Raw genomic sequence first — 17,808 nt, 5'->3', positions numbered from 1 at the left:
TTAACGCTCCCCTGGGAAGTCCGCCGATTGGCGATGCGGTTGACGGATAACAATCACGCTGACCCACATCCGCCAAAGCGATACCGCCGCGATAAAAATGACGCACAGCACTAACGAAAGACTGACCAAGCTTAGCGGCACGCCCATGATGGCGGAGCGCCCGCTTGAGCGCGTGAGCACTTGATAGCCACCCCAAATCATTACCAGCATCAAACCGCTAATAATCAGGTGTTGTAAGAAATAGAGCAGGTGCGCAACACGCAACGGCAAACGCCTTACCAGCGCATCAACCGCGATGTGCTCGTAGCGTGCAAACGCCGCTGCTGCGCCGATAAACACCAACCAGATAAACAGCATGCGCGCCAACTCATCGACCCAAGGCAGTGAGTGATTGAACACAGAGCGGCCAACGACATTACTGGAAACCGCGACAATTAGCGCTGCCAAAATAGCGCCAATCAAATACTCCATAGCGAGCGTTAACCAGCGGAACAGTGCAGGACCCCGGCGCGTTTCGATGTCGATTTCCAGCAGCTTACGATTGGGATCATCTAAATAAACCGACGGATCTTCCAACGTGGGCGCAGCCGAAGAGGATTCAGCGTTAGGAGGTGTTGAGGAGGGTGTCATAAGAACTCCAAGGGGCACTGACACGTCGGGCAGGCACAATGGCCTGCCCGAGAACGTGCTAAATAGTGCTTGTTAGTTGCTGCTTTCTTCGACAATCTGCTGGATTTCAGCGATCAGATCTTCACCGATACGCGGCGCCCACTCTTCATAAACTGGCTGCACGGCGTCTTGGAAAGCGGCTAACTGCTCATCGCTCAAGCGAGTGATTTGCATACCGCGTGCTTCCAACTGTTCACGCGACCAGTCGTCATACTCAGCAGAAAGCTGGATTTCGTACTCCGCTGATTGAAGTGCAGCTTCCTGAACCAGCGCTTGGTACTCAGGTGCCATGCGGTTCCAAGTGCGCTCTGAAAGCATCATGATAAATGGCGTGTAGACGTGGCGAGTTTCGGTGCCGTAGTCCTGCACTTCGTTGAAGTTAGAGGTCAGAATGGTGCTCCAGGGATTCTCCTGACCGTCCACAACGCCTTGCTCAAGTGCTGAAAATAGCTCACCGAAGGCCATTGGCGTTGGGTTGGCGCCGAGCGATTCCCAAATCGCCAGATGCACCGGATTCTGCATGGTACGTACGCTCAGGCCGCGCACGTCCAAGCCTGCAACATCCTCAGGCGACTCAATCGGGCGCGCGCTATTGGAGAGCTGGCGGTACCCATTTTCAGAGAAAGCCAGCGCTTTCAAGCCGGTGCCCTCAAACTCGTCCAGCATCTCTTGGGCAACATCACTCTGCATAACAGCAACCGCTGCTTCGCGGCTCGGCAGCAGGAATGGAAGGTCAAACACAGAAAGCGCTTGCACATAGCCGGTGGTCGCCGAGCTGGAGGGGTAGGTCATGTCCAACGTGCCAGTTTGCAGCATTTCCATCATTTGGACGTCATCGCCCAACTGGCTGTTTGGGAAAACATTGACCGTAATACGACCATCCGTACGCTGCTCAAGAATTTCGCCGAAGTACTGGCTAGAAAGAAACTGCGGCGATGTTTCAGACAGGCCAATGCCCATACGTAAGGTATGGCTTCCATGGTCAGCGACGACCTCGCCTTCAATAGCGGGCGGATCAGAAAGTTCCGGACTTTGAGCATGAGCCATGCCAAAAGTTAGAGTGGTCGCACCGACCAGAGTAAGCGTGCTGCGCCAAATCGTTGTCATGACGTTATCTCCAGAATAGTCGTTGTTGTTGGTGTGCTATTTATCAAAAGCCTATCGAATCGTATCGGCCATCAGATTAACGACGTATGTTTAAATAAATTGTTACCGGTAACATTCGATAGATGAAGGCTAGCTATCGCGTCTCGCTGTGTCAAAACAAAACGTCAAACTTGCGACCAACGTCTAGGGATAGCTACTCTCTGTCTTGCAGGCTACATTACGTGCTATGCATTCTGTCCCGGAGTCGACATGCCAGCGCCAGACCCTTGTACCGAGCTTGAGCTAGACCACCAGCTCTGCTTTGCGCTCTATTCAACGTCACTGATGATGACCAAAGTTTATAAACCGCTACTTAAAGAGTTAGGGCTTACTTACCCTCAATACCTTGCCATGCTAGTTCTGTGGCAAGAAGATGGCATTACCGTTGGCACATTAAGTAAGCGCTTACTCACTGACCCAGGCTCCTTAACTCCGCTGTTAAAGCGGCTTGAAAATGAGCAACTCCTCGTCCGTCAGCGTAGCCACCAAGACGAGCGAGTCGTCGAATTATTCTTAACGCACAAAGGCCGTTCACTGAGAGCGCAGGCCCGCCATATTCCCAGCTGTATCGTCAACGCCAGTGAAAAATCCGTGGAAACCCTGACTCAGCTTAAAGAGGATTTAGCCCAATTGCGCGAAAGCCTACAGAAGTTTCAGTAACTGAGTTTCAATAACAAAGTTCCAATAACCCCGCAGGCACCCCCTTGAGGTGCCTACTTTTTCCATCAATTTACTTGCGCGCAAAATAAAGCTGCACTAAATTAAAGTCGCTACACATGTCATTCACTTACAACAACCACCTATAGGAAATAACGTATGTCTATCGAAACAATTGCTTACCGCGCTCACGCTACAGCTAATGGCGGCCGCGAAGGCCATGCTAAATCCTCTGATGGCGCGCTGGACGTTCAGCTCAGCACACCTAAAGAGTTAGGTGGCGCAGGCGGTGAAGGCACCAACCCTGAGCAACTGTTTGCAGCAGGCTACTCGGCTTGCTTTTTAGGCGCTCTTAAGCACGTGGCAAGCCAGGAAAAAGTGACGCTACCCGAAGATACTCAAATCGACGGCAGTGTGGGTATTGGCGCTATTCCTACCGGTTTCGGTATCGAAGTGGAGCTTAAAATTAGCCTGCCTGGCTTAGAAAAAGATGTAGCGCAAACATTGGTCGATAAAGCTCACATCGTTTGCCCCTACTCTAATGCTACCCGCGGCAATATTGATGTCACACTGACCCTGGTTTAATCACCCAGCGCTCCGTCCACCGTCTTGCCTGCGTGCAAGGCGGTACTGCCACAGCCCTTTTTAATCATTGCCCATCTGTCTATTTTATTAATAGGCTAACGAAATCACCGTGTGACTCTTCTTGTACGTCCCCACATATCGATAGCCCAATCAGCTAGTCTAAGAGTCTGCACAGCTTTTTTTCATCTGTTTAACAGCGAGGCGACTATGAGCGATACGACCTACACGCCACCACGCGTATGGAAGTGGGAACCTGGGAACGGTGGTCAGTTTGCCAACATCAATCGTCCTGTGGCGGGCGCCACTCACGAGAAGCCGTTACCCGTCGGCAAGCACTCGCTGCAGCTATACTCGCTGGCAACCCCCAACGGCGTGAAAGTCACCGTGATGCTTGAAGAGCTGCTCGAAAAAGGCATTAAAGCGGCAGAGTACGACGCGTACCTGATACAGATCGGTGAAGGCGACCAGTTTGGCAGCGGCTTTGTGGAGGTGAACCCCAACTCCAAAATTCCGGCGCTGATGGATCACAGCGTTAATCCGCCCCAGCGGGTATTTGAGTCAGGCGCTATTTTGCTGTACCTGGCAGAAAAATTTGATGCCTTCTTACCCGCAGATCCGGCCAAGCGCACCGAATGCCTCTCGTGGCTATTTTGGCAAATGGGCAGCGCACCGATGCTGGGCGGCGGTTTTGGCCATTTTTATGCCTACGCGCCAGAAAAATACCAGTACCCTATTGATCGCTACACCATGGAAGTGAAGCGTCAGTTGGACGTACTGGATCGGCATTTAGCAGAAAACCGCTTTATGGCAGGCGATGAGTATACGATTGCCGATATGGCGATCTACCCATGGTACGGGGCGCTGGTGAAAAACCGCGTTTACGAAGCCGCTGAGTTTCTTGAGGCACATACCTACCAGCATGTTATACGCTGGACTGAAGAAATTGACGCGCGCCCTGCCGTTCAACGAGGCCGCATGGTCAACCGTACCTGGGGCGAGCCAAGCGAGCAGCTCCCTGAGCGTCACGATGCCAGTGATTTCGATCAACTGCAGATCAATAGCTAACTGTCAGAGTGAGTACTGCAAAGGATGGCGGTACTCACGCCACCAGTTGGCATAGGAACTGTTATGAGGCGCAAAACCGCCTTCATCCGGGGCGCCATCTTGCCACCAAACGGGGCCACGCTCGCCAAGTGCCTCTTTGGCCGCTTGCACGCCCTCGCGGGCTTGGCGCAGTGCAGTTTCGTCGTTTTGCTGTTGAGCGCTACGCACCGCTCGCCTGGCTTTCATTAACGACTTAATATGGGTGCGTTTTTCATCTTCGCTAAGGCCAGGGTCGGTACAGCGCCATAGCCGATTTTTAGCGACGAAGTAGCGTCCATCTGGCGTATGTGGGTATTTATTGGCCATACCGCCCTCTTCTTACTTAAGCATGCTTATTGATTCAGAAGCGCTTAGTCAGCGTGACTGCACCAAATTTATCCTGCTCATCTTGCCCGTCAAACTCACGGGTTCGCTGAACCGCTGAATAGGTGACCTGCCAATCTTCCCACGCTAGCGCAAGCCCAGCCGAGGCATCGGCAACCCACTCTTTGCGATCAACCGAATGGCTATTAGAGAACGTATTGCCGTCCAACGTAAGGTTTTGGGCCATATAGTAGCCCTCTATATTAGCAAACAGGTACCACTGCCAACCCTTGCTGCCACGCAAAAGATGGCGACTGCCAGGATTAGGTGTCAGTGTGGGTATGCCTTGGGCATCGTCTCCCCAGCGAACACTGTAGCCTGCGCTTGCGTAGGTATATAAGTTACCCAGTGCGGCACCAACGCTTGGCCCATGGGAGAACTGCTTTCCCGCTAACGGAATATCGTGCCACCACTGGCGGCGCAGCGTGAGGTTGACCAAAGGCTCATCGCCCAGTTGGTTCGACCAACCACGGGGGCGGTCGCTATCGGTAACGCGATGTACTTCTCGCTGGATACTGTCTGCAAGAGAAGATGGCCCCACCAGGCCGATATCAACATGTAGGTCGGTTGCCTGAGTCCAACGGCCAGTAGGCACGTCTTCATAAAGCGACAAACCTGCATAAACAAGCCCTGCATAGGGGCGGTCATCTTCGATTAAGCGCCGCTGCTCAATCTCATTGGGCGTATAAATCTGATGAATAAGACGATATGAGGCCCGATCCGCTTGGCTAATCAGCGAATCGGGTAAGACGGCAGCAAGGCGTTGCGTCCAGCTTTGGGACTCTGGTGTAAATGTCCAGTTTAGCTCAAAGCCGCTGGTATAGTGCCCGTCGTCGCTACTGGCCAAGCCATCGTTTTCAAACGTTAATGAGAGTGAACTATCATTCGCCAGCACCACACCTGGCAGCAGGCTTAGCGGCAAAACAGCTGTCAGCACTGTTCTGCATAACGCAGAGGATTTTTTCATCGCTCGTTCCTTGAGTACGTTGGGGTAGGGGTCGTTTGCTAACAAACAGGTGTGATTGTATGTAATTGTACAAATAGATAGCAAGCGTACTTCCTGGTCATTAACCATAGCCGTCCGATCCCACCTACGTTTATTACTACGCTCTAGCACTTTCAATAACTCGCCTGTGATGTACCTCTCGCTGCCCATCTCCGCTTTACGAAATATCTAGCGATCGCGCAGTAGCCACTGAGGGGTAATCTCATGCTGGCCATTCTCGTCGGTAATAAACAGCGAACCGTCGCTAATCATGACGGCCCAGTTAATAGCACGGGGAAGATCTGCTGCAACAGTGGATAAGGCTTCTTGGGGCAGCCCGGCCACATGGACATTTTTCAGTGCTGCCACGGCAGGTAATACTTTGCTTTCCCAAATATCGACCCGCCCATATGCCAGGAGCGAGACCCGCTCAGCGCGGCGCGAACACCAGGTAAGACGCTCCGCATCCGGGAGCCCTACCTCTACCCAGTGCAACACTCGGCCGTCTAGGCTTTTTTCCCACAAAGCTGGTTCATCCACATCGGAAAGCCCGCGCCCAAAGGCCAGTGCCTCGCTGTACCAGAGTATGTAAGCAATCAGACGCGCGCACATCCGGTCTTCAGTTTCTGACGGGTGGCGGGCCACGGTAAACCGCAGCGTTTCATAAACATTGCGGTCAAGGTCGGTAAGGTTGATATCAACTTTGTAGGGGGTAGCACTCAACGCCATTGGGAATATCCATCTCGAATTTGCGTCAGTGTAGCGGATTTATCGAAACGATTTATCAAAACACAAGGTAGCCGTGCGCTAAATCTTAGGGTAATCCGTTAAAGCCAGCGTTTAGCAACACAGCGGTGCCGTTCAAGCAATGCTCAGCGTACCTAAGAAGGACAGGCACTTTCTCGCGGTACATAAAAGAGGGGTGACGTCGCCGCCACCCCTTCCTTAATCACCGCTTGAAAGCTGAAGATTAAAAGTTGGGTTTACGCTTCTCGACAAACGCGCTCATGCCCTCTTTTTGTTCCTCGCCTGCAAAGCAGAACGCAAACAAGCTGGTTTCCAGCGCCAAGGCGCTATCAAGGTCTTGATCCAAGCCATCGTGAACGGCCTGCTTAGCACCGCGCACCGACAGCGGGCCGTTGCCTTTCAGCTGCTTGGTGAGCTCTTCCACATAGCTTTCAAGCTCTGCCTGGGGCATCACGCGGTTAACTAGCCCAATACGCAGCGCTTCCTGGGCATCAATTTTGCGCCCCGTAGTGACGAGGTCAATCGCCATGGCGGGGCCAACGCGGCGCGGTAAGCGCTGGGTACCACCAAAGCCAGGAATCACGCCTAGCAATACTTCAGGCTGCCCGAAAACAGCGTTATCGCTAGCTACCGCCCAGTCGCAGGCCAGTGCCAGTTCGCAGCCGCCGCCAAGGCAAAACCCATTAACAAGCGCGACCACCGGCACGGGTAACGTTTCTAAGCGTTTAATGGTGCGCAGCGCCTGGCTTGCGAACGCACGGGCCTCCTCAGGGGTTTTATCGCGCATTTCCGTGATATCAGCCCCGGCAACAAACGACTTTTCACCGGCGCCGGTAATTAGCACGGCGCGCAAATGGGGGTGCGCCTCTAGCTCAACAAGGTGTGATTCCAACGCGCTTAGCACCTCGCTATTCAGCGCGTTAAGTGCCTTAGGACGGTTAATCGTCAGGCGCACCACACCGTCGTTATCAATTTTCTCAATGACTGCGTCGCTCATGCTGGCTCCTTAATTGTTATTACGCATTAAAGTGAATACCTAACAACCCTAGCGAACGCTTGGTTGGTAGGCAATCACTTCTTTTGTCGAGCCTAGCGGCGTTGACGATGTTATTCGTATATATGGAAGCCGCGACCGCTTTTACGGCCCAAATAGCCCGCATCGACCATACGCTTTAGTAGCGGGCATGGGCGATACTTGGGGTCGCCAAAGCCTTCTTGAAGCACTTCCATAATCGCCAAGCAAACGTCTAACCCAATCAAATCAGCCAGCGCCAGCGGTCCCATGGGGTGGGCGGCGCCTAGCTTCATCGCTTCATCAATCGCTTCAGGGGTGGCGGTTCCTTCTTGAACGATAAACGCAGCTTCGTTAATCATCGGCACCAGCAAGCGGTTAACCGCAAAGCCCGGCGCGTCGCCAATCGGCACCGCCGTTTTGCCTAATGCCTTGGTGAGCGCTTCAATGCGAGCAACGGTAGCATCGGAGGTCTGCTCAGCACGAATCACTTCCACCAGCTTGAGCACCGGCACCGGGTTGAAAAAGTGCATGCCCACCACCCGCTCGGGGCGCTCGCAGACGGCGGCCAAGCGCGTCAGCGAAAGCGACGAGGTGTTGGAGGCTAAGATAGCATCGTGGCTTAAGTGGCTAAGATCACGAAACAGCTTTTCCTTGAGCGCGGGCTGTTCTGGCGCGGCTTCAATAATAATGCTGCAGTCGCTGAGGGCTTCTAGCGCCGTGGTGGTGGAGAGCCGCGCTAGGGCATCACGCTTGTCGGCTTCGCTGATTTTTTCTTTCGCGACCAGCTTGCCAAGCCCTTTATCAATAGCGGCTTGGGCGCGGGTTAGCTGCTCGTCGGCCACGTCGTAAAGACGCACGGTGAATCCACTAGCCACTACAACTTGGGCAATCCCCTGCCCCATGGTACCGGCGCCGACTACGCCTATATGTTGGTCATTCATAGCTCTGTTCCTTTGATTAGTGCTGCTTGGCTTCTTCGCGCAGAACAAACTTCTGAATCTTGCCAGTGGAGGTCTTGGGCAGCTCGCTGAAGATGATCGTCTTCGGCACTTTGTAGCCCGCCAAGTGTTCACGACAGTGGGCGATAATATCGGCCTCGGTCACTTCCCCATAGCCAATTTTCAGCTTCACGAAAGCACAGGGCGTCTCGCCCCATTTTTCGTCGGGCTTGGCGACCACAGCGGCCTCTTCTACGGCAGGATGGCTATAAATAGCGTCTTCCACTTCGATGGTAGAGATGTTTTCACCGCCGGAGATAATAATGTCTTTAGAGCGGTCTTTGATCTCGATGTAACCATCGGCATGCCAAACCGCTAAATCTCCCGTATGGTACCAGCCCCCTTCCAACGCGTTGGCGGTGGCGTCCGGGTTTTTCAGATAGCCCTTCATGACGTTATTGCCGCGCATTAAAATTTCGCCGATTGTCTGGCCATCTTTGGCGACTGGCTCCAGGGTCACCGGGTCGGCCACACAGAGCGCTTCCAGCATGTGGTAACGCACGCCTTGGCGGGCCTTAATTTTAGCGCGCTCTTCCAGCGGGAGTTCATTCCACTCCTCACGCCAGGCACATACCGTCACCGGGCCGTACACTTCGGTCAGGCCATAAACGTGAGTGACTTCAATACCCAGCTTCTCAACCCCCGCAATCACGGAGGCAGGCGGCGCAGCTCCCGCCGTGGTGACCTTCACAGGGTGATCAAATTCGCGCTTCTGGTCAGCGGCGAGGTTCACCAGGCCATTGAGGATAATCGGGGCGCCGCTAAAGTGGGTCACCTTTTCATCCACAATAAGATCATTGATGCGCTTTGGATCAACTTTGCGCAGGCACACGCTTACCCCGGCGTTAGCGGCAATCGTCCAGGGGAAACACCAGCCGTTGCAGTGGAACATCGGCAGTGTCCAGAGGTAGACCGGGTGGTGGGGCATGGCCCACTCTAAAATATTGCTGACCGCATTTAAGTAGGCGCCACGGTGGTGGTACACCACTCCTTTCGGCTTACCAGTAGTGCCGGAGGTGTAGTTAAGCGAAATCGCCTGCCACTCGTCGCTAGGCAGTTGGTAGGCATACTCTGGGTCGCCTTCAGCAAGCAGCGCTTCGTACTCTATCTCGCCGATGCCTTGTGTTTCGCCGAGAAACTCCACATCAGCAACGTCGATAATCAGCGGCTTTTCGTCTAGCAGGGCGACGGCATCGTTGATGACGCCTGCAAACTCAGGGTCAACCAGAATGGCTTTTGCTTCGCCGTGGCTCAGCATATAGCTAATGGCTTCAGCATCGAGGCGAATATTCAGGGTATTCAGCACGCAGCCCGCAAGCGGCACGCCGAAGTGTGCTTCAAACATTGCCGGAATGTTGGGCAGCATGGCCGCGACCGTTTGGCCGGGCTGAATACCGCGCTTTTCAAGGGCGGAGGCAAGCTGGCGGCAGCGGGCCCACGTTTCTGACCAGGTACGGCGGGTGCTACCATGAACCACCGCCGGAAAATCGGGATAAACAGAGGCTGAGCGTTCAATAAACGTCAGCGGGGAAAGCGCGACATGGTTGGCAGCCGTGGGTGATAAGCCTTGATCGAAAATGGAAGCGTTCATAAATCACCTTATGTATGAATAGTTAACGATGTACTGCGTTTTTTATAATTTAGCGCTGAGCTTGCTCGTCCGTTTCTTTCTCAGGCTCAGGCTCACGCCCAAACAGGTTTTGCTTTTGTACGAGCATGTAAAGCACGACGCCTGCGGCTAATCCCCAGCCTGCACCATAAACCGCTAGCACAACCGCCATGGTGCCCGCCACGCCGCGCTCTGCGGTGGTTTTGGTCTGTTCGATGCCCACCATTAGGCAAATATAGCCCGTGAGCAGCAGGGTAAGCGAAAGGGCGATAGGCAGTACCGGCTGAAACATGCTGACCAGCGGCAGCGTAAAGAGCGCAAGAAAACCGGTAATCCAGAAGGTGCCACCGCCGCTATAAATAGACTCCATGGCATTGCGGCCATTTTTATAACGCTCGGCCATGGTGGCAGTCACCGCCGTCCAAATAGGGCCTGCTAACCCTGGGTAAGGCGCGAAGAAGGCGTGCATGCCATTACGAATGGCCGTGACATGATGAATGCGGTCGGTGCTGTAATCGATTTTTTCATCGCTGCGAATATGGTCGACGCGGGACATCAGCGTGCGCCCCACCACAATGTCACCAAAGGCGATGACGTAAGCAATCACCGCGGTAGGCACGGCTAACATAAATACATCAATACTCGGAAAGCCTACGACGAACGGCAGGTAGCCCCACATGTCGGTGAAGTTTGGCTGGGTAATCCCCCACTCGATGGTTGGGCGCGGATATTCCCCAATGGCCCAGGCAATTAAGATAGCGGCAACCATGCCCGGCACCATGCCGTAATTAGCGATTTTCCGCATAATCGCGTGGTCTTGTACCCAGCGCTTAAAAGCCACAGAAAACAGCATAAAGATCGCGATTAGCATACCGGCAATTAGCGAAACGGGGGTTTCAGCCAAGCGGCCGCCCTGCTGTATCTCGCCCGTGATCGCCGCAATACCCGCGCCGATAATAATCCCGGCTTGAAGGGAGTTAGGCACCAAGTGAACCAGCTTACGCCCTAACCCTGTTACCCCCAGGATGAAGAAGATCAAGAAGACGAGAAACTGCAGCGCGAACAGCGCCTGGATCGCCTCGGGGCCGGGTTCAAAATCCCCCAAAAACACTAACACCACCGGCACCGCTGGGGTAATCCACCCAGGCACCATGGGTACCCCTAGCAGGGCGGGGAGCATGAAGCCAACGCCGCATACCACCACAAAGGCGAGTGCTACGTCGTAGGGAAGGCCCAGGTACTGCTCTAAAAGAGGAATCATGGCCAGGCTGACCACAAACATAATCAGCCCTTGAATCATCTCCGCCATTTCCCAGCGGTAATGGATAAACGGCAGGCGCACTTTAAAGGGCCCTGCAGGCCAGTAGGGCTGCTCTTCGCCGTGCTGGCGGTGCTTTAACTGCATAACATACTCCTTGGGGTTTTAAGCATTGTTGACTTGTTTTTCCCACTGAACGGCCGCCCGATTGGCACGACCATCCCACCGGCGCGCTTTTAAACGACCGTTTTATTGTTGGCTAACGTAAGCCGCCGACCTGTTAGGGTCGGCGGTTAAGATGGTGGGAGCAGCGACTGCCCAGTAACGCTATATGGCTGGGTCGAAGTCGCTCAGGCACTGCATGCCAGATTCGATAATCGCGCGTTGAGCACGACCCACCGGCAGCCACTGCGTAATAACGAAGTGCGCGCTGCACAGTTTGGCGGTATAAAACGGCTCGTCACTGCCATCGCTCATCGCTTTTGTCGCTTTCAGCGCTGCTTGGCCCATTTGCCAGGCACACAGTACGTGGCCAGCAAGGTTCAGGAAGGGAGTGGCATAGGCTTGTACAGCATCAGGGCCTTTTTCTGGGTCGCTACCCTGTTCAAGCACGCTCACCATAGCGGCACGTAAATCTTCAGCACCCGCAGCTAGTGCGTCGCCCAGTGAGGCTAAAGAAGCTTCGGCCTGCAGCGCGCCAGCGGTGCTGTGCACCTCATCAATCAGCGCCGTGAGTGCCGCCCCGCCATCGCGCTGCAGCTTGCGCCCCGCTAAATCCAGCGCCTGAATGCCGTTAGTGCCTTCGTAAATAGGCGCAATGCGCGCATCACGCAGCAGCTGGGCAGCGCCGGTCTCTTCCACATAGCCCATGCCGCCGTGCACCTGCACGCCCATTGAAGCGATATCCACGGCTTGGTCGGTTGAAAAGCTTTTGACGATAGGGATTAGTACGTCGGCACACGCCTGAGCCGTTTGGCGCTCGGCATCGCTTTCGCTATGGCGGGCAAGGTCAAGTTGGCCCGCGCAGTAAAGCGCCAATGCGCGCAGAGCATCGGTACGGGCGCGCATAGAGAGCAGCATCCGGCGTACGTCTAGGTGGTCGCTAATGGCACACTCATTGCCTCCACGAGCCTTAGGCGAGCGCCCCTGAATGCGGTCTTGGGCATAAGCAACGGCGTGTTGGCAGGCACGTTCGGCCACACCAATGCCTTGAATACCCACCTTATGACGCGCTTCGTTCATCATGGTGAACATATGGTTGAGCCCGCGTCCCTCTTCGCCCACCAAATAGCCGATAGCACCGCCCTTTTCGCCGAAGCTGAGGGTGCAGGTAGGCGAGCCATGAATGCCCAGCTTGTGTTCGATGGAGGCGCAGGTAACATCATTTTGCTCACCCAGGGAGCCATCTTCGTTCACTAAAAATTTAGGAACTAAAAAGAGGGAGATACCTTTATTGCCTTCCGGTGCATCGGGCTTACGCGCTAATACCAGATGGATAATGTTTTCAGCGGCGTCGTGCTCACCCCAGGTGATATAGATTTTCTGACCGCTGATACGGTAATGCTCGCCTTCAGGAACCGCTTTGGTGCGGACTTTGGAAAGGTCTGACCCCGCTTGGGGTTCGGTGAGGTTCATGGTACCCGTCCAGGTACCTTCCACTAACTTAGGGAGATAGGTGGTTTTAAGCACATCGCTGCCATGATGGGCTAACGCTTCGATAGCCCCCGCCGTAAGCATCGGGCAAAGCCCCAGCGCCATATTGGCCCCATGAAGCATTTCTTGGACGGCGCTTGCCACCACTTCAGGCAGGTTTTGGCCGCCTAACGCTTCAGAAACGCCAATACCGTTCCAACCGCCCTCAACATACGCTTGGTAGGCCGCAGCGAAGCCTTCTGGCGTGGTGACACTGCCATCGACATGACGTTTAGCGCCCTGCTGGTCGCCAACGCTGTTGAGCGGCCCCCACACGTCGCCTGCCAGTTTTGCCGCTTCTTCCAGCACTGCTTCAACAAGATCAGGGGAAGCTTCTTCAAAGCCCGGCAGCGCAAGCGAACGGTGCGCCAACATCTCTTCCAGTACAAAGCGTAGATCGCGTACCGGCGCGGCATAATAATTCATGGCAAAACCTCAGGCAAAAACGTGATAATCGGCGATTAGCAAAAACACTACACAAGATAGTAGTTTCACTACTTTTATCACGCCATTAGCCCAAGGTCTCACCTTGGCAAATAATAGCCGCTATTTATTGACGCTGCTCACCTGCTCCACGTCATCATAATAGGTAATATGCAATGCATCTTCGGCAGGTGGCCCTACTACAGGCTCTGCCACGTCGACCTCAGGAACAACGTCAGACAGATCTTCTAAATGCTCGTGCTCAAGGGCGCCTTGCACAAGCTCCTCGGTAACCACCAGCTCGGCCCCTGCACTGGACATGGGCGTAGTGGCAGTAAACGGCGCCACCGGAACGGGGGCTGGACGAACGCTGCGCCGCCAGCTGAAAAACAACACAAAAAATAGACTAAGCGAACCAAAGGCCCAAAACAGCCCGGCATCGCCCATGGCGGTCATCACCGGAGAGATCATCAGCGGGCTGATCGTCGCGCCAATGGAGTTAATCAATAGAAGCCCCTGGCTCATACGCACTAGCGCCCCCGCTGGTGCACGGTCAGCCGCGTGGCTAACCGCTACCGGGTAAAGCGCAAACACCCCACCGCCCAGCAAAAATAGCAGCACCGCCAACAGCGGCGTTGAAAGCGGCAGCCACAGCATGGCCGCTGAAATCACCACGCAAAATGCGCTAATGCCAATCAGCACCATCTGGCGGTCGTGGCGATCCGACCAGCGGCCAATCGGGTACTGCAGTAACATGGCGCCCAAGATCACCACGGCCATCATTTGGCCGACTTGGTTAACGCTCATGCCGATACGCTGCAGGTAAAGCGGCAGCAGCGTATACGCCGCCGCAACGACCATCCCCGAGCCCAAGCTTCCCATCACACCAGTGGGGGTCATGGTAATCAGCCGAAGCGGTGGCAACGGTTCAGCGTGCTCAATAATCGGCGAAACGCGCGGAATCATCGCCATCGGCAGTACGGATAAAGAGGCTAACAAGCCAATCACCATAAACGGTGACGTATCGCCCATGGCGCTCGTCACGCCCAGCAATAGCTGGCCCAGCACACCCGCGGCGTAGAGTGAAATCATATACATTGCCAGCAGGCGGCCACGTACTTTCTGGTCGCCCGAGGTTAGCAGCCAGCTTTCAATGACTAAGTACACGCCCACCGTGGCCCAACCACCTATTAAGCGCAGCCCAAACCAGGCCCAAGGGTCAAAAAAGAGCCCTTGCAGCAGCACGGTGACCGCCACCAGCGAAGCAAAACTGCCGTAAGCGCGAATATGGCCAATGCGCAGCAGCAGGCGGTCATTAAACATCGCCCCCAGCGCCAAGCCGATGAAGTAAGCAGAAGAGACAACCCCGATGACCGTGGCAGATTCACCTGCAGCGTCCAAACGCACGGTAATTAAGGTGGCAAGAAAACCGTTGCCAATCCCAAGAATAAACAGCCCTAATAGGGGCGCCAGCGCCATGGCCAGCAGTTGCCGCGACATGCGTACCTCACCTTGCCAGATGGTTAATGTGTAGCCGTTTAAACGCCTATCACATCTGGCAGGCAAGAAAACGGGGGCGCAATTATTGCTTGCGTTGCCATAAAGTCAACGCTTTTTCATACCCAAACCAAGCATCTTAGTGTTTTGTGAGAATTACCGTATCGTTACCAGGAAATTCCACTGACAATCCCTGTGTGACTGACCACCAGCGAAAGGTGGCTTCGCTAAAAAAGCTCACGTGGGTTGGGTCGTTAATATAGTGCCAGCGGCTAAACGCTTCCTGGCTAGTGACACGCTTGGTCATCAGCCCAAGATAGCCGCCCGGCGTAAGATTTGCGACCAGCTGCGAAAGTACCTCGCCAGGCGCGGCAAGATGCTCAACGACTTCGGTGGCGGTAATAAAGTCATAGCTGCGATGTAGCACTTGCTCGTCGGGAGCGTAGTAAATATCGTAAATCGCCATGGCATGTCCGGCCTCTTCAAACATCAAAGAAAGCGTCGGGCCAGGGCCTGAGCCAAAATCCAACCCCGTCGCCCCGGCGCTAAGCTTGGCACGCATTGGATCAAATAAACGCCCTAAGAAGCGTCGATATCCCGTATCATGCGGCGAATTCTGATGCTGATCGTACTCGGCTTTCTCCTCCGCTGCGCTCACATGCTGCTCAAGGGGCACAAACACTAGCGCACACGTGGCACACTGATAGTAGTCACGACGGCGGTCCTGGTGATAAAGCGCTGGTTCAGGTGAAGTGCATAGCGGGCAACGTCGCATCATCGTATTCTCTTGTTTTACGTTTGGATTAAGGAAAGTGGCATGCTCACAGGTTTAGATCATCTGGTGGTGACGGTGACCGATATGGGTCGCGCAGTCGATTTTTACTCCCGTGTACTGGGGCTGGATGTCCGTTACCGGGATGCCCAACGGGTAGATTTAATGCTCGGCGATACCGCCCTGCGGCTACACCAAACGGACACGGATATCGCCCCTGTATCCGCTACCCCTACGCCAGGAAGTCTCGACTTATGCTTACGCTGTCAGCTACCGCTTGATGAGTTTAAAGACCACTTGGACGCGCTGGCGATCGATGTAGAGCTAGGCCCCGTGGCACGCCAGGGCGCCAACGGCCCCATCGAATCCATTTACCTGCGCGACCCGGATGGCAACCTGCTGGAAATTTGCCGCCCTTCATCCCGCGACCAGCAGGCTAATGCCTATTAATGCGATGCCCGTCTGACCGCGCTATCATAGCGGGTTCAAACAGTGCGCTCAGGCGTTTGTTGATAGCCGATATTGAATAGTAGATAAGGAACCGTCATGCGCGATAACGCCAATGAGGCGCCAATTGAGGGCGAAGTGATCAATAGCGACACTCACTCAGAGCAGTCAGACAAAGCGCCATCATCGCCGCCCGACACTACCATGGCTATGGTGATTTACGCGCTCTACTTAGCGAGCTTTGTGGTGGGCTTCACATCGATTATCGGCGTGATTATTGCCTATGTATATAAAGGCAAAGGGCCCGTTTGGCTGGACGAACATTACCGTTACCAAGTGCGCACTTTTTGGATCGGCTTACTCTACGCCAGCATAGCCACTCTTCTTACCCTTGTACTGGTGGGCTTTCCACTGCTGTTAGCATTAGCGGTCTGGTTTATTGTGCGCTGTGTTAAAGGCTTCAAAGGTCTTCAGGAGAAGCGTGCGCCATCTAATGTGGATAGCTGGCTGCTTTAAGGTATGACCCAAGACGCCCCCTCCGCACGCAAACGCCTTTCCCAAGCCAGCGCTATCGCCTGGCTGTGGAAATCACTCGCCTCCTGGCCACTGGCAAGGCTATGGCGCTGCGCCACTCTACTCGGCCCCCAAGTGTATCGCTTTAGCAAACGAGAGCGGCAAGTCACCGATATCAATCTTAAGGTGGTATACCCAAACGCTTCGTCAAGCGAGCGCAAAGCACTCGCCAAACAGAGTTTAAAACACTCGGCCGCCACCATGCTGGAGCTTGGCCACGCCTGGATGGCCGTGCCGGAAAAAGTGGATGCCAGCATTCTCGCGGTACATGGTCGCGATAAACTGGACAGCGCCCGGGCGGAAGGCCGCGGCGTGATTGTATTAGCCCCCCATTTTGGCAACTGGGAAGTGCTGAACTTCTGGCTATCCAGTCACTTCCCCTTCACCGCCATGTACGAGCCGCCCAAAATTGCCGATTTAGAGCCAATAACCCGCCATGGTCGTGAGCGCATGGGTGCACGCTTGGTGCCTACCAACCCACGGGGGGTCGCAGCGCTACTCAAAGCCCTTAAACGCAGCGAGGCCATTGGCATTCTGCCCGACCAGGAGCCTGCCTGGGGAAGCGGTGTGTTTGCGCCCTTTTTTGGGCGCAACGCCTACACCGCCACGCTGCTACCCAAACTTGTGGCCCGTACCCAAGCGCGTGTTGTGACAGGGGTGGCACTTCGAGTACCGGGTAAAGGGTTTGAAATTCACTTTCTAGATGCCGATGAACGTGTGTACAGCGACGACGATGTTGCCTCTGCCACCGGCGTCAACGCCAGTGTAGAAGCCTCAATTGCCCTGGAGCCAGCTCAGTACCAGTGGGAATATAAGCGCTACCGTAAGGTAGTCGAAGAGCAGCAGAGGCTACCCAACGCGAATGACTTCCGGCTCTATTGAACAAGGTAACTTATGAATCAGCCTAATACCCTCAACGAAGATACGCGCCCGCCACAAATTATTTACGCGCTCTACTTGGCTGGGTTAGTAACGGCCAATATAACCCTGCTGATTGGTGTCATTGTGGCGTACGTTTACCGAAAAGAAGCACCTTCTTGGCTTCAGCCCCACTACCGCTATCTCATTCGCACCTTCTGGATGGGTTGCCTCTATTTTATTATTACGTTCACGTTGAGCATAACGGTAGTCGGCGCTCTGCTGTGGCCTCTTTTAGCGATATGGCTAGCGGTGCGCTGCATACTAGGCTGGCTGGCCGTGCGCAAAGGCGAACCGCCCGCACGCCCTGGCAGCTGGCTCTGGTAATACGTGGGTGAGGATTAGGTCAC

The 17,808-nt window shown here is 54.6% G+C and carries 19 protein-coding genes; 7 read left to right on the top strand and 12 right to left on the bottom strand.

What is annotated here, in order from left to right:
• Together LG301_RS04030 and LG301_RS04025 are read right to left on the bottom strand one after the other, a co-directional pair.
• Positions 1–630: a TRAP transporter small permease gene (locus LG301_RS04030; RefSeq protein ID WP_404473663.1), complete on the bottom strand. Its 630-nt coding sequence runs from the start codon at positions 628–630 to the stop codon at positions 1–3.
• Between the two features lie 72 nt (positions 631–702).
• Positions 703–1,776 carry a TRAP transporter substrate-binding protein gene (locus LG301_RS04025; RefSeq protein ID WP_404473661.1) on the bottom strand — a complete coding sequence of 358 codons (1,074 nt, stop codon included), beginning with the start codon at positions 1,774–1,776 and terminating at the stop codon, positions 703–705.
• A 249-nt stretch (positions 1,777–2,025) separates the two neighbouring features.
• On the opposite strand from LG301_RS04025, the gene LG301_RS04020 reads away from it, so the two are divergent.
• From LG301_RS04020 to yghU, 3 genes are all read left to right on the top strand, one after another.
• The gene (locus LG301_RS04020; RefSeq protein ID WP_404473659.1) at positions 2,026–2,475 is read left to right on the top strand and encodes a MarR family winged helix-turn-helix transcriptional regulator; all 450 of its coding nucleotides are present in this window, start codon (positions 2,026–2,028) and stop codon (positions 2,473–2,475) included.
• Positions 2,476–2,631: 156 nt separating this feature from the next.
• A complete protein-coding gene (locus tag LG301_RS04015; RefSeq protein WP_404473657.1) occupies positions 2,632–3,057 on the top strand; it encodes an organic hydroperoxide resistance protein in 426 nt (141 codons plus the stop codon).
• A gap of 207 nt (positions 3,058–3,264) precedes the next feature.
• Positions 3,265–4,122, top strand: coding sequence for a glutathione-dependent disulfide-bond oxidoreductase (gene yghU, locus LG301_RS04010; protein WP_404473656.1), 858 nt, complete (start codon positions 3,265–3,267; stop codon positions 4,120–4,122).
• A gap of 3 nt (positions 4,123–4,125) precedes the next feature.
• Here the strand turns inward: yghU and LG301_RS04005 are convergent, their stop codons facing one another.
• The 10 genes from LG301_RS04005 to LG301_RS03960 all read right to left on the bottom strand — a co-directional run bounded on the left by LG301_RS04005 (position 4,126) and on the right by LG301_RS03960 (position 15,526).
• Positions 4,126–4,467, bottom strand: a complete 342-nt coding sequence (locus LG301_RS04005) for a hypothetical protein (protein ID WP_404473654.1) — start codon at positions 4,465–4,467, stop codon at positions 4,126–4,128.
• 34 nt (positions 4,468–4,501) lie between these two features.
• Positions 4,502–5,491, bottom strand: a complete 990-nt coding sequence (locus LG301_RS04000) for a lipid A deacylase LpxR family protein (RefSeq protein ID WP_404473653.1) — start codon at positions 5,489–5,491, stop codon at positions 4,502–4,504.
• 207 nt (positions 5,492–5,698) lie between these two features.
• On the bottom strand, positions 5,699–6,238 hold the full coding sequence (locus LG301_RS03995; RefSeq protein WP_404473651.1) for a YaeQ family protein: 540 nt from the start codon (positions 6,236–6,238) through the stop codon (positions 5,699–5,701).
• A 241-nt stretch (positions 6,239–6,479) separates the two neighbouring features.
• The gene (locus LG301_RS03990; RefSeq protein ID WP_404473649.1) at positions 6,480–7,253 is read right to left on the bottom strand and encodes an enoyl-CoA hydratase/isomerase family protein; all 774 of its coding nucleotides are present in this window, start codon (positions 7,251–7,253) and stop codon (positions 6,480–6,482) included.
• A 110-nt stretch (positions 7,254–7,363) separates the two neighbouring features.
• A complete protein-coding gene (locus LG301_RS03985) occupies positions 7,364–8,212 on the bottom strand; it encodes a 3-hydroxybutyryl-CoA dehydrogenase (RefSeq protein WP_295713542.1) in 849 nt (282 codons plus the stop codon).
• A gap of 16 nt (positions 8,213–8,228) precedes the next feature.
• A complete protein-coding gene (locus LG301_RS03980; protein WP_404473647.1) occupies positions 8,229–9,860 on the bottom strand; it encodes an acyl-CoA synthetase in 1,632 nt (543 codons plus the stop codon).
• Between the two features lie 49 nt (positions 9,861–9,909).
• A complete protein-coding gene (locus LG301_RS03975; protein ID WP_404473645.1) occupies positions 9,910–11,283 on the bottom strand; it encodes a solute carrier family 23 protein in 1,374 nt (457 codons plus the stop codon).
• A 180-nt stretch (positions 11,284–11,463) separates the two neighbouring features.
• A complete protein-coding gene (locus tag LG301_RS03970) occupies positions 11,464–13,254 on the bottom strand; it encodes an acyl-CoA dehydrogenase (RefSeq protein ID WP_404473643.1) in 1,791 nt (596 codons plus the stop codon).
• Positions 13,255–13,374: 120 nt separating this feature from the next.
• Entirely contained in the window at positions 13,375–14,751 is a 1,377-nt protein-coding gene (locus LG301_RS03965) for an MFS transporter (protein WP_404473641.1), read from the bottom strand.
• A gap of 136 nt (positions 14,752–14,887) precedes the next feature.
• The gene (locus LG301_RS03960) at positions 14,888–15,526 is read right to left on the bottom strand and encodes a class I SAM-dependent methyltransferase (RefSeq protein WP_404473639.1); all 639 of its coding nucleotides are present in this window, start codon (positions 15,524–15,526) and stop codon (positions 14,888–14,890) included.
• 39 nt (positions 15,527–15,565) lie between these two features.
• Here LG301_RS03960 and LG301_RS03955 point away from each other — a divergent pair, with 39 nt between their 5' ends.
• The 4 genes from LG301_RS03955 to LG301_RS03940 all read left to right on the top strand — a co-directional run bounded on the left by LG301_RS03955 (position 15,566) and on the right by LG301_RS03940 (position 17,785).
• Positions 15,566–15,970, top strand: coding sequence for a VOC family protein (locus tag LG301_RS03955; RefSeq protein ID WP_404473637.1), 405 nt, complete (start codon positions 15,566–15,568; stop codon positions 15,968–15,970).
• 96 nt (positions 15,971–16,066) lie between these two features.
• Positions 16,067–16,483, top strand: a complete 417-nt coding sequence (locus LG301_RS03950; RefSeq protein WP_404473635.1) for a DUF4870 family protein — start codon at positions 16,067–16,069, stop codon at positions 16,481–16,483.
• 3 nt (positions 16,484–16,486) lie between these two features.
• On the top strand, positions 16,487–17,422 hold the full coding sequence (locus tag LG301_RS03945; protein WP_404473633.1) for a lysophospholipid acyltransferase family protein: 936 nt from the start codon (positions 16,487–16,489) through the stop codon (positions 17,420–17,422).
• Between the two features lie 12 nt (positions 17,423–17,434).
• Complete coding sequence (locus tag LG301_RS03940) at positions 17,435–17,785, top strand: DUF4870 family protein (RefSeq protein ID WP_404473631.1); 351 nt, start codon at positions 17,435–17,437, stop codon at positions 17,783–17,785.
• The last annotated feature ends 23 nt before the right edge of the window (positions 17,786–17,808 follow it).

It is taken from the genome of Vreelandella venusta (assembly GCF_044809155.1).
In the GTDB taxonomy this organism is placed as follows: Bacteria; Pseudomonadota; Gammaproteobacteria; order Pseudomonadales; family Halomonadaceae; genus Vreelandella; species Vreelandella venusta_B.
Note: the sequence above shows the minus strand (reverse complement) of the source record. Positions and strands in the feature narration are given on the sequence as shown.